The organism is Pseudomonas sp. RC4D1, from assembly GCF_018390395.1.
GTDB classification, from domain to species: domain Bacteria; phylum Pseudomonadota; class Gammaproteobacteria; order Pseudomonadales; family Pseudomonadaceae; genus Aquipseudomonas; species Aquipseudomonas danubii.
Map to the genome: position 1 here is coordinate 3,083,783 of NZ_JAHBAW010000001.1, position 12,887 is coordinate 3,096,669.

Below are 12,887 nucleotides of genomic sequence, written 5' to 3' on the forward strand. Positions count from 1 at the left end.
AGCTGTCCCCGGCACACCAACCGCCACACTTATAAGCGCGGTCCATACGCCGCCAAAAAAACATCCAGGAGTCTCCCCTATGAAAGGTTCCCCGTCGTTGTTGTTGGCCGCCATGCTGAGTCTGCCGCTTCTGGCACACGCCGCAGAACCGGAGCAATGCAGCACCGTAAACTTCTCCGATGTCGGCTGGACCGATATCACCGTGACCACCGCCACCACCAGCGTCGTGCTCAACGCCCTGGGCTACAAGACCAAGACCACGATGATTTCCGTGCCGGTGACCTACAAGTCCCTGGCCGACGGCAAGAACATGGACGTGTTCCTCGGCAACTGGATGCCGACCATGGAAAACGACATCAAGCCCTACCGGGATGCCGGCACCGTGGAGACCGTGCGCGCCAACCTGGAAAACGCCAAGTACACCCTGGCAGTTCCCGAGTCGCTGTATGACAAGGGCCTGAAAGACTTCGCCGACATCGCCAAGTTCAAGAAGGAGCTGGACGGCAAGATCTACGGCATCGAGCCGGGCAACGACGGCAACCGCACCATCCAGACGATGATCGACAAGAACGCCTTTGGCCTCAAGGACGCCGGCTTCAAGGTGGTGGAGTCCAGCGAGGCGGGCATGCTGTCCCAGGTTGAGCGCGCTCAGCGTCGCGACACCGCGGTGGTGTTCCTGGGCTGGGAACCGCACCCGATGAACACACGCTTCAAGATGAAGTACCTGACCGGTGGCGACGACTTCTTCGGCCCCAACTTCGGCCAGGCCACCATCTACACCAACACCCGCAAGGGCTACACCACCGAGTGCAGCAACGTGGGCCAGTTGCTGAAGAACCTGTCGTTCACCCTGAACATGGAAAGCACCCTGATGGGCAACGTGCTGGACGACAAGATGAAGCCTGACGCGGCCGCCAAGGCCTGGCTGAAAAAGAATCCACAGGTGCTCGATACCTGGCTCGCTGGCGTGACCACCATTGACGGTAAACCCGGCCTGGAAGCCGTGAAGGCCAAGCTTGCCCAGTAATCGCTTACGCCGGGCGGGCTTGCCCGCCCGGGCTGTTTTTTCCTTGCATGCGGACGTTCAATACCATGCTCACTGATCAGAAAATCCCCCTGGGCCAGTACATCGCGGCTTTCGTAGACTGGTTGACGAAACACGGTGCCAGCACCTTCGATGCGATCGCTACCACCCTGGAAACCATGATCCACGGCGTGACGTTCGCGCTGACCTGGTTCAATCCCCTGGCCCTGATCGGCCTGATTGCCCTGCTGGCGCACCTGATCCAGCGCAAATGGGGCCTGACTGTATTTGTCGTGCTGTCCTTCCTGCTGATCCTCAATCTGGGGTACTGGCAGGAAACCATGGAAACCCTGGCCCAGGTGCTGTTCGCCACCCTGGTCTGCGTGCTGATCGGCGTGCCCCTGGGAATCGTCGCCGCGCACAAGCCGCTGTTCTACACAATGATGCGTCCGGTCCTGGACCTGATGCAGACCGTCCCCACATTCGTCTACCTGATCCCGACCCTGACCCTGTTCGGCCTCGGGGTGGTACCCGGCCTGATCTCCACGGTGGTGTTCGCCATTGCCGCGCCGATCCGCCTGACCTACCTGGGCATTCGCGATGTTCCACAAGAGTTGATGGACGCGGGCAAGGCCTTTGGCTGTTCGCGCCGTCAGTTGTTGTCGCGCATTGAGCTGCCCCACGCCATGCCGAGCATCGCCGCCGGTATTACCCAATGCATCATGCTGTCGCTGTCGATGGTGGTGATCGCCGCCCTGGTCGGCGCCGACGGCCTGGGCAAACCCGTGGTCAACGCACTCAACACCGCCGACATTGCCCTGGGCTTCGAAGCCGGCCTGGCGATCGTGCTGCTGGCGATCATGCTCGACCGCATCTGCAAACAACCTGAAGCCAAAGTAGGGGGTGACGCATGAGCATAATCCGCTTCGATAACGTAGACGTTATCTTCTCCAAGGACCCACGGGAGGCGCTCAAGCTGCTGGACCAGGGCATGACCCGCAACGAGATCCTGAAGAAAACCGGGCAGATCGTCGGCGTGGAAAAAGCCAGCCTGGACATCCAGAAAGGCGAGATCTGCGTGCTGATGGGCCTCTCCGGTTCCGGCAAGTCGAGCCTGTTGCGCTGCATCAACGGCCTGAACACCGTGAGCCGCGGCAAGCTGTTCGTCGAACACGAAGGCCAGCAGATCGACATTGCCTCCTGCTCCCCCGCCGAACTGAAGATGATGCGCACCCAGCGCATCGCCATGGTGTTCCAGAAGTTCGCCCTGATGCCCTGGCTGACGGTGCGCGAGAACATCAGCTTCGGCCTGGAGATGCAGGGCCGACCGGAGAAGGAACGGCGCAAGCTGGTGGACGAGAAACTTGAGCTGGTGGGCCTGACCCAGTGGCGCAACAAGAAGCCCGACGAGCTGTCCGGCGGCATGCAGCAGCGTGTGGGCCTGGCCCGCGCCCTGGCCATGGACGCCGATATCCTGCTGATGGACGAACCCTTCTCGGCCCTCGACCCGCTGATCCGCCAGGGTCTGCAGGACGAGCTGCTGGAACTGCAACGCAAGCTGAGCAAGACCATCGTGTTTGTCAGCCACGACCTGGACGAGGCCCTGAAGCTGGGCAGCCGCATCGCCATCATGAAAGACGGGCGGATCATCCAGTACAGCAAGCCGGAAGAGATCGTGCTCAACCCCGCGGACGACTATGTGCGCACCTTCGTCGCCCACACCAACCCGCTGAACGTGCTCTGCGGTCGCAGCCTGATGCGCAGCCTGGACAACTGCAAGCGGGTCAACGGCTCCGTGTGCCTGGACCCGGGCGGCGACTCCTGGCTCGACCTGGCGGAGGGCAACACCATCAAGGGCGCCCGGCGCAACGGCTCGCAGATGGACCTGCAGAACTGGGTTCCGGGGCAAGCGGTGGAAGAACTGGGCCGGCGCCCGACCCTGGTGGACTCCAACATCGGCATGCGCGACGCCCTGCAGATCCGCTACCAGACCGGCAACAAACTGGTGCTCCACGACAACCAGAAAGTCGTCGGCATCCTTGGCGACAGCGAGCTCTACCACGCGCTGCTCGGCAAGAACCTGGGTTAAGCCGCAGACACAAAAACGCCGCGAGCAATCGCGGCGTTTTGCTTTATCGACACACGCCCTTCTGTAGGAGCTGGCTCGCCAGCGAACAGGCCCTGAAGCCTTGCAGCCCCCTTGAAGGACGCCTTCGCCGGCAAGCCGGCTTCCTACAGCGGGTGGAGCCGCTCCGTCGGGAGCGGTCCGTTACTTCACTCAGCTATAGACCCGGCCAAGGAGCTGCCGATGGCTTTCGAACTGATCGAGCACATCACGGGTGATCTGCTCCTGGGTGAAGCCCATCAAGTCGTATTCCTGGCTGCCGTTGTGCAGGTACACCTCGGCGCGGTAGAAACGACTGCGCACTTCGCTGTCCGCCCCTTCCGGCTGGGCCGATTCGCTCGGTGCCGCCAGGTAGCCGTCCAGGCTCACTTCATAGACGAAGGGATTGCCTTCCTCCATTTCCACCCGCAGGCCCAGCAAACTCTTGGACTTGCCCAGGTTGGTCTGCACTTCATGGCCCAGGGTGCGCAGTTGCGCGACGGCTTCCTGCAGCGCCGGGCTGATGTGCTTGTCCATGTAACGCTGCACCACCGACTGGGTCGGTTGCAGGTCCAGCTGGGTCAGGCGCTCGCTGAAACCACGGCGACCGCGCTCGGCCAATTGCGCTTGTTCCTGCTCGATCTGCACGTCCTGGCGCATGGCCTTGTGCAAACCGAACATGAAGAAGATCAGCACCACCGAGAACGGCAGGCCGGCCAGCACCACCATGGTCTGCATGGCTTCGAAGTTACCGGCGAACAACAGGCCGATGGTCACCAGGGTGATCACCACCGACCAGAAGATCCGCAGCCAGTGCGGGGCGTCTTCGTCGACGTTGCCGCCTTTGCAGGACAGGTTGGCCATCATCACCGCGCCGGAGTCGGCGGGGGTCAGGAACAGCACGAAGCCCACGAAGATCGAGACACCGATGACAATCTTCGAGGCCGGGTAGTGCTCAAGCAGTTGGTAGATCGCCATGGACGGCTGTTCCAGCGCCGTCTTGCCCAGTTCCACCGCTCCCTGGTTGACCACCAGGTCCAGGGCCGAGTTACCGAAGATCGACAGCCAGGCCAGGGTGAAGCCCAGGGGAATCAGCAGCACGCCGGCGACCAGCTCACGCACGGTGCGACCACGGGAAATACGCGCAATGAACATGCCTACGAATGGCGCCCAGGAAATCCACCAGGCCCAGTAGAACAGGGTCCACAGGCCCAGCCAGCGGTCGGACTTGGCGTTGTCGCCTTCGTACACATAGAGGTCGAAGGTCTTGAGCACCACGCCGTTCAGGTAGTCGCCGATGTTCTGCACGAAGCCGTTGAGCAGGTGCAAGGTCGGGCCGAACAGCAGGACGAAGATCAACAGGCCGCTGAACAGCACGATGTTCAGGTTGGACAGGCGGCGGATGCCGTTTTCCACACCGGACACCGCGGCGATGGTGGCCACCGTGCTCATGACGATGATCACGATCAGCAGGTTGGTGTTGCTGTGCTCCATGCCGAACAGGTTTTCCAGGCCGGAAGACACCTGCATCGAACCAATCCCGAGGTTGGTCACCAGGCCCAGCAGGGTCACGAACATGCCGAAACCGTCCACTGCGTGGCCGGCCGCGCCCTTGACCCAGCGCTCGCCCACCAGCGGATACAACGCCGAACGCAGCGCCAGCGGCTGGTTATGACGATAGGCAAAGTACGCCACCGCCAGGCCCACCAGGGCGTAGATCGCCCAGCCATGCAGGCCCCAGTGCAGGAAGGTCAGCTGCAACGCCTGGCGTGCGGCCAGGTTGCTGCCGGGTACGCCTTCGGGCGGGTTGAAGTAGTGATCCAGGGGCTCGGAAGCACCGAAGTACAGCAGCGAGATACCGATACCGGAGGAGAACAGCATCCCGGCCCAGGCACCGTAGCTGAAGTCCGGGGTGTCTTGCTTGGTCCCCAGCTTGAGCTTGCCGTAGGAGGAGAACGCCAGGCCCACCACGAACACCAGGTAAGCGGCGATCACCACCATGTAGTACCAGCCGAAGCTGCGGGACAACCAGGCCTGGGCAATGCCCAGCAGTCGGCCGGCCTCTTGCGGGGCGATGATCAGAATGGCGGTCAACAACAGGATCAGCGCGGTGGAGGTGTAGAACACCCAACCGTTGACCCGCACCTTCTCCGGTGGGGTCTTTATAAGAGAGGCAGAACTCATTGCACAGATGCTCCAGGCAGTGCGAGAGAAGGACACAAGGCAACACCGCACCCGACCAATCGGTTAGTTGGCAGCCGATCATCGGGTGATATAAAGACACCCCGAAAAAGCCCGAAACCGCAAAAGCCGCGTTGCGCACCCGCATCCAAGGTCAGTGACGAACCTGCAGCTCGTCGCCTGTTCCCCGGAGCGTCCTGCCCCTTCAACACGTCCTTACTCTTGCCGGTCCACGCCATGCCACGTGTAAGTTTTGGGCTATTTCGGAGGTCGTTTTCCCGCCGTCCGCGAGTAGGAAAACCTCCCCAGGCAGCGACGATTTGTCGCAGATCTTATTCTTTGTTGATTGAACGTTCAATCAAAACAAAATAGACTGGCCCACAAGTCGACCGGCGTCATACGCCCGCCGACAGGCCTAAGGAGAGGTATCAGATGCCCAAGGTCGGTATGCAACCCATACGCCGCCAGCAATTGATCGAAGCCACGCTACAGGCCGTCGATCAGGTCGGAATGGGGGACGCCAGCATTGCGCTGATCGCCCGTTTGGCCGGTGTTTCAAACGGCATCATCAGTCACTACTTTCGGGACAAGAACGGCCTGATCGCAGCGACGATGGGTTACATCATGAGCATGCTCAACGAAGGCGTCAGAGCACGCCGCCAGGCCCTGACGGACGACAGCCCGCGCGCTCACCTGAAAGTGATCATCGAGGGCAACTTCGATGCCAGCCAGGTGAACGGCCCGGCAATGAAAACCTGGTTGGCCTTCTGGGCTTCCAGCATGCACCAGCCCGATTTGCACAGGTTGCAGCGGATCAACGACCACCGCTTGTATTCCAACCTGTGTTGCCAGTTCCGCCGTGCCCTGCCGCTCTACCATGCGCGCAAGGCAGCTCGCGGCCTGGCGGCTTTGATCGACGGTTTGTGGCTGCGTGGTGCCTTGTCGGGTGATGCATTCGACACCGACCAGGCGATACGGATCGCTTACGAATACATGGATCTACAACTGGCTAAGCAGGAGCGCCAGAGCACAAAAGAGACGCTCGGCCCCTGACCTGCCACTGATCAACGTGTCCTGAACTTCGGGATACGCCCGGTGGTCAAGCCCACTACTTAATGCACTTGCGAGGACACTATGGCCCGTTTCGAACTGCAAAAACTCTACATCGACGGCGGCTACACCGATGCCGGCAGCGACGCCACTTTCGATGCCATCAACCCGGCCAACGGTGAAGTTCTCGCACAAGTGCAGCGTGCGACCAAGGAAGACGTGGAACGCGCCGTGGTCAGCGCCGAAAAAGGCCAGAAGATCTGGGCCGCCATGACTGCCATGGAGCGTTCGCGCATCCTGCGTCGCGCCGTGGAAATCCTCCGCGAGCGCAACGACGAACTGGCCGCTCTGGAAACCCTGGACACCGGTAAAGCCTTCTCCGAAACCAAGTACGTGGACATCGTCACCGGCGCTGACGTGCTGGAATACTACGCAGGCCTGGTACCGGCCATCGAAGGCGAGCAGATCCCGCTGCGCACCACCTCCTTCGTCTACACCCGTCGCGAGCCTCTGGGCGTGGTCGCCGGCATCGGCGCCTGGAACTACCCGATCCAGATCGCCCTGTGGAAATCCGCGCCAGCCCTGGCCGCCGGTAACGCGATGATCTTCAAGCCCAGCGAAGTCACCTCGCTGACCACCCTGAAACTGGCCGAGATCTACACCGAAGCCGGCGTACCGGCTGGCGTGTTCAACGTGCTGACCGGCAGCGGCCGTGAAGTCGGCACCTGGCTGACCGAGCACCCGCGCATCGAGAAAGTCTCCTTCACCGGCGGCACCGACACCGGCAAGAAAGTCATGGCCAGCGCTTCCAGCTCCTCGCTCAAAGACGTGACCATGGAACTGGGCGGCAAGTCGCCGCTGATCATCTTCGACGACGCCGACCTGGATCGCGCCGCCGACACCGCCATGATGGCCAACTTCTACAGCTCCGGTCAGGTCTGCACCAACGGTACTCGCGTGTTCGTACCGAGCCACCTGAAAGCCGCTTTCGAAGCCAAGATCGCCGAGCGCGTAGCGCGCATCCGCATCGGCAACCCGGAAGACGAAAACACCAACTTCGGTCCGCTGGTCAGCTTCCAGCACATGGAAAGCGTGCTGGGCTACATCGCCAAGGGCAAAGCAGAAGGTGCCCGCGTACTGTGCGGCGGCGAGCGCCTGACCGACGGCGAATTCGCCAAGGGTGCCTTCGTTGCACCGACCGTGTTCACCGACTGCACCGACGACATGACCATCGTCCGTGAAGAAATCTTCGGCCCAGTGATGGCGATCCTGACTTACGAAACCGAAGAAGAAGTGATCCGCCGCGCCAACGACACCGACTTCGGCCTGGCTGCCGGTATCGTCACCAAGGACCTGAACCGCGCCCACCGCGTGATTCATCAGCTCGAAGCCGGTATCTGCTGGATCAACGCCTGGGGCGAATCCGACGCCAAGATGCCGGTTGGCGGCTACAAGCAATCGGGTGTTGGCCGTGAGAACGGCATCAGCTCGCTGAACAACTTCACCCGCATCAAGTCGGTACAGGTCGAGCTGGGCGACTACGCCTCGGTGTTCTAAGACACCCAGCCTGAACGACAACCCCTGTAGCCGCTGCCGCAGGCTGCGAAAAGGTCCGAAGGACCTTCCTGCGATCGCCGAAGCACGTCCGCTGCGCGGCCGATCGCAGCCTTCGGCAGCAGCTACAGGCCTATTGATCGTGCGACCTGACCAATCTCAAAGAGGGTGCATTCAATGTCCCAAGAATTCGATTACATCATTGTGGGTGCCGGCTCTGCCGGTAACACCCTGGCGACCCGTCTGACTGAAGACGAAGGCGTCACCGTCCTGCTGCTGGAAGCCGGCGGCCCGGACTATCGCTTCGACTTCCGTACCCAGATGCCGGCGGCACTGGCCTTCCCACTGCAAGGCCGTCGCTACAACTGGGCCTACGAGACCGATCCAGAGCCACACATGAACGGTCGTCGCATGGAGTGTGGTCGCGGCAAGGGCCTGGGTGGCTCGTCGCTGATCAACGGCATGTGCTACATCCGCGGCAACGCCATGGACTACGACGGCTGGGCCAAGCTGCCAGGCCTGGAAGACTGGACCTACCTGGACTGCCTGCCGTACTTCCGCAAGGCGGAAACCCGTGACATCGGCCCCAACGACTACCACGGCGGCGAAGGCCCGGTCAGCGTGACCACGCCCAAAGCCGGCAACAACCCGCTGTTCCACGCCATGGTCGAAGCCGGTGTACAAGCCGGTTACCCGCGCACCGAAGACCTGAACGGCTACCAGCAGGAAGGCTTCGGCCCGATGGACCGTACGGTCACCCCTAAAGGTCGTCGCTCCAGCACCGCCCGCGGTTACCTGGACATCGCCAAGAAGCGTTCGACCCTGACCATCGTCACCCACGCCCTGACCGACAAGATCATCTTTGACGGCAAGCGCGCAGTCGGCGTGAGCTACCTGCAAGGCAGCACCGAAGAGCGCGTGGAAGCCCGCGCCCGCAAGGAAGTGATCGTCAGCTCCGGCGCCATCGCCTCGCCGCAACTGCTGCAACGCTCCGGCGTCGGCCCCCGCGCCCTGCTGGAAAGCCTGGACATCCCGGTGGTCCACGACCTGCCGGGCGTCGGCGAGAACCTGCAGGACCACCTGGAACTGTACCTGCAGTACGCCTGCACCCAACCGGTGTCGCTGTACCCATCGCTGCTGTGGTGGAACCAGCCGGCCATCGGTGCCGAATGGCTGTTCAACGGCACCGGCATCGGCGCCAGCAACCAGTTCGAAGCCGGCGGTTTCATCCGTACGCGTGAAGAGTTCGAATGGCCGAATATCCAGTACCACTTCCTGCCGGTGGCGATTAACTACAACGGCAGCAACGGCGTGAAAGAGCACGGTTTCCAGGCGCACATGGGTTCCATGCGCTCGCCGAGCCGTGGTCGCGTGCAGATCAAGTCCAAGGACCCGCGCCAGCACCCGAGCATCCTCTTCAACTACATGGCCACCGAGCAGGACTGGCAGGAATTCCGCGACGGCATCCGCCTGACCCGGGAAATCATGCAACAGCCGGCCCTGGACGCCTTCCGCGGTCGAGAAATCAGCCCGGGCATCGAGGTGCAGACCGACGAGCAACTGGACACGTTCATCCGCGAGCACGCCGAGACCGCGTTCCACCCATCCTGCTCGTGCAAGATGGGCACCGACGACATGGCGGTAGTGGATGGCCAGGGTCGCGTGCACGGCATGCAAGGCCTGCGCGTGGTGGATGCCTCGATCATGCCGATCATCACCACCGGCAACCTCAACGCGCCGACCATCATGATGGCCGAGAAAATCGCCGACAAGATCCGTGGCCGTCAGCCGCTGCCCCGCAGCAAGGCCGACTACTACGTAGCGGGCAACGCCCCGGTGCGTGGCAAGCCAATGCGCGATATCACTCCGACCGCGCAGTAAGCAGTACGGGCACCGACCGCAAGGGTCGGTGCCTTTTTCACCTCCCCGCGTATTTCCTGCCCCCGCATTGCCCGCACTGCCTCCTTGATCGCAGCCTCCGGCAGCAGCTACAGTTCTGCAACTTGCCCATCCCCTTCGCCCCGGAGTCCACCGACGCCTATATCTGTAGGAGCCGCCGGGCAGCGTTCCGTTTGCTGGCGACAAGACCCGCCCGCTATCGCGTCTCACAAGGAGGTTCTCCATGTTCGACTTTCACCCCCAGCTCAAGCAGCGCTTTGCTGCCTTGCGCACGGGCGCCGAATTCTTTTCCCTGCGCTACGTGCGCGAGTCGGACCAATACCTGTCAGTGCGCAAGAACGTTGCCGAACCACCGAGCCTGGGCCGCGACGAGGGGGCAATGCTGACCGCAAGGGTGCGTGGTGTGGAAGCCTACGCCGCCACCAGTGACCTCTCGCAAGGCGGCCTGCAAGCCGCCCTCGACCGCGCCGAACACCTGGCTCGGGTGATCGCCGCCCACGCCCTGCTGGACCTGCGCGAGCAACCGGTATCCAGCCACCGTGGCGACTACCTTTCGCCGAATCTGGACCAGCCCTTCCCATCCCTCAGCGACTGCTACCAGTTGCTGGGCGACGAATCGGCCTCGGTGCCCAAGGACGAGCGCCTGGTGAACTGGCAAGTGGGCATCGGCGTGACCCAGGTCGAGCAGATCTACCTCAACAGCGCCGGCGCCGAGCTGCGCCAGGCTCAGCGGTTTGTCTACCCGGGCCTGGATGTCACCGCCTACGACGGTAGCGACAGCCAGACCCGCAGCCTGGGCCGGGAAAACTTCGGCCAGCAGGGCGCCGGCGATGTGATCAGCCGCTGTGGCCTGCTGGGCGCGGCGCCACGGGTGGCCGACCAGGCGCTGCAACTGTTGCTGGCGCCGAACACCCCGCCAGGCCAGCGGGACCTGCTGCTGATGCCGGACCAGATGATGCTGCAGATCCACGAGTCCATCGGCCACCCCCTGGAACTGGACCGCATCCTCGGCGACGAGCGCAACTACGCCGGCACCAGTTTCGTCAAACAGGAAGATTTCGGCCGCCTGCAATATGGCTCGTCCCTGCTCAACGTGACCTTCGACCCACAGATTCCCGAGGAGTTGGCCAGCTATGGGCATGACGACGATGGCAGCGCCGCCAGCAAGCAGTTCCTGATCCGCGAGGGGCTGCTGGTACGTCCCCTGGGCAGTGCCCTGTCGCAGTACCGCAGTGGCCTCGACGGCGTTGCCAACAGCCGCGCCAGCAGTTGGAACCGCGCCCCCATCGACCGTATGGCCAACCTCAACGTCGAGCCCGGCGACCAGCCCCTGGACCGCCTGATCGGCCAGATCGAACACGGCATCCTGATGTCCACCAACCGCTCCTGGTCCATCGACGATGCGCGCAACAAGTTCCAGTTCGGCTGCGAATGGGGCCAGTTGATCGAAAACGGCGAGCTCAAGGGCGTGGTCAAGAACCCCAACTACCGGGGCATCTCCGCACAGTTCTGGCGCAACCTCAGCGCGGTGGGCGATCGCAGCACCTTCCAGGTCCTGGGCACGCCCAACTGCGGCAAGGGCGAGCCCAACCAGGTAATCCGCGTCGGCCACGCTTCGCCGGCCTGCGTGTTCAGCAAGATTGACGTATTCGGAGGAGACGCCTGATGAACAGGACGATGAATCAGGCCGAGCAGTTCAAGGCATGGGTGCAGTGGCTGCAGGACGCGATCAAGGAATCGGAACAGTTCACTCTGAGTTACTCGGCCGAGTCCTCGGAGTTCATCCGTTTCAACCACGCCAAGGTGCGTCAGGCCGGGCAGGTGCAACAGGCCAGCCTGCACTTCAAGCTGATCGAAGACGGACGCCACGCCGACTTGAGCATCACCTTGAGCAACGACCCCGAGGTGGACCGTCAGCGCCTGGTCGAAGCCCTGCAACAGTTGCGCGAAACCCTGCCGCTGCTGCCAGCGGACCCGTACCTGATGCTCAATCACGCCCAATGGCAATCCCACCACGTGCAGGACCATCCGCTGCCCGATAGCGAGCAGGTGGTGGCACAGATCGGCCGCGCCGGTGCCGGCCTGGATCTGGTGGGCATCTATGCCGCCGGCCCCATCAGCCGAGGTTTTGCCAGTTCCGCCGGAGCCTTCGGCTGGCATCAGGCCAACAGCTTCAACTTCGACTTCAGCCTGTTCCACGCCAATGGCGAAGCGGTGAAGGCCAGCTACGCGGGACACGCCTGGGACGACGCAGCCTTCGCCCAGCGCTTCGACCAGGCCCGTCAGCAACTGGAGTTCCTCGGTCGACCGCTGCGCACCCTGACGCCGGGGCAGTACCGCGCCTACCTGGCACCGGCGGCCCTGGAGGAGATCATGGGCATGCTGGCCTGGGGCGGGTTCTCGGCCCAGTCCATTGCCAGCAAGCACAGCCCCCTGCAGAAGCTCTACGCGGGCGATGCCGCCCTGAGCCCCCTGGTGTCCCTGGACGAACAGGTCAGCGGCTCCCTGAGTCCGGCCTTTTCCGATGAGGGCTACCCGCGCAGCGACCTGTCGCTGATCGCCGCCGGCAATGCCAACGCACAGTTGATCAACTCCCGCAGCGCCGCCGAGTACGGCCTGACCAGCAACGGCGCCGGCAGCAGCGAATACCCCAGTGCGCTGAACATGGCCGCCGGGCAGCTGTCGCAGCAGGAGATCCTCAAGCAACTGGGCACCGGCCTGTACATCAGCAACCTGTGGTACCTCAACTACTCGGACCTGCCGGCAGCGCGCCTGACCGGCATGACCCGCTTCGCTACCTTCTGGGTGGAGAACGGCGAGATCCAGGCCCCGGTGAGCACCATGCGTTTCGATGACAGCGTCTACAGCCTGCTGGGTTCGCAACTGGAGGCCCTGACCGAGCAGCGCGAACTGCTGCTTTCGGCCAGTACCTACAGCCAGCGCCAGACTGCCTCGATGCATTTGCCCGGAGCCCTGGTCAGTCGCCTGACCCTCACCTTGTAAGCGACAAGCCGCAAGCTGTAAGCGGCAAGCTTGAAGCTTATGGCTTGCCGCTTGCCGCTGCCCTTGGGAGAT

At 62.8% G+C, this 12,887-nt stretch carries 9 protein-coding genes; 8 read left to right on the forward strand and 1 reads right to left on the reverse strand.

Annotated features, from left to right (window positions below):
- The first annotated feature begins 79 nt into the window (after positions 1-79).
- The 3 genes from KHO49_RS14305 (at position 80) to choV (ending at position 3,113) form a co-directional block, all read left to right on the forward strand.
- Complete coding sequence (locus KHO49_RS14305; protein WP_213665193.1) at positions 80-1,027, forward strand: choline ABC transporter substrate-binding protein; 948 nt, start codon at positions 80-82, stop codon at positions 1,025-1,027.
- A 65-nt stretch (positions 1,028-1,092) separates the two neighbouring features.
- Positions 1,093-1,938: a choline ABC transporter permease subunit gene (choW, locus tag KHO49_RS14310; RefSeq protein WP_102862017.1), complete on the forward strand. Its 846-nt coding sequence runs from the start codon at positions 1,093-1,095 to the stop codon at positions 1,936-1,938.
- Positions 1,935-3,113, forward strand: coding sequence for a choline ABC transporter ATP-binding protein (gene choV, locus KHO49_RS14315; protein ID WP_102881118.1), 1,179 nt, complete (start codon positions 1,935-1,937; stop codon positions 3,111-3,113). The genes choW and choV overlap by 4 nt, the downstream gene beginning before the upstream one ends.
- Positions 3,114-3,302: 189 nt before the next feature.
- Here choV and KHO49_RS14320 read toward each other — a convergent pair whose 3' ends face one another.
- Entirely contained in the window at positions 3,303-5,255 is a 1,953-nt protein-coding gene (locus KHO49_RS14320) for a BCCT family transporter (protein WP_240322063.1), read from the reverse strand.
- Between the two features lie 486 nt (positions 5,256-5,741).
- On the opposite strand from KHO49_RS14320, the gene betI reads away from it, so the two are divergent.
- The 5 genes from betI to KHO49_RS14345 all read left to right on the forward strand — a co-directional run bounded on the left by betI (position 5,742) and on the right by KHO49_RS14345 (position 12,815).
- Positions 5,742-6,362 (forward strand): transcriptional regulator BetI, encoded by a 621-nt coding sequence (gene betI / locus KHO49_RS14325; RefSeq protein ID WP_016966359.1) that lies wholly within the window; start codon positions 5,742-5,744, stop codon positions 6,360-6,362.
- A gap of 81 nt (positions 6,363-6,443) precedes the next feature.
- The gene (gene betB, locus KHO49_RS14330) at positions 6,444-7,916 is read left to right on the forward strand and encodes a betaine-aldehyde dehydrogenase (protein ID WP_102881119.1); all 1,473 of its coding nucleotides are present in this window, start codon (positions 6,444-6,446) and stop codon (positions 7,914-7,916) included.
- Between the two features lie 174 nt (positions 7,917-8,090).
- Positions 8,091-9,794 carry a choline dehydrogenase gene (gene betA / locus KHO49_RS14335; protein WP_110594388.1) on the forward strand — a complete coding sequence of 568 codons (1,704 nt, stop codon included), beginning with the start codon at positions 8,091-8,093 and terminating at the stop codon, positions 9,792-9,794.
- Positions 9,795-10,035: 241 nt separating this feature from the next.
- Positions 10,036-11,478 (forward strand): TldD/PmbA family protein, encoded by a 1,443-nt coding sequence (locus KHO49_RS14340; RefSeq protein WP_110594386.1) that lies wholly within the window; start codon positions 10,036-10,038, stop codon positions 11,476-11,478.
- Positions 11,478-12,815 carry a TldD/PmbA family protein gene (locus KHO49_RS14345; protein WP_110652408.1) on the forward strand — a complete coding sequence of 446 codons (1,338 nt, stop codon included), beginning with the start codon at positions 11,478-11,480 and terminating at the stop codon, positions 12,813-12,815. The genes KHO49_RS14340 and KHO49_RS14345 overlap by 1 nt, the downstream gene beginning before the upstream one ends.
- Positions 12,816-12,887 lie beyond the last annotated feature (72 nt).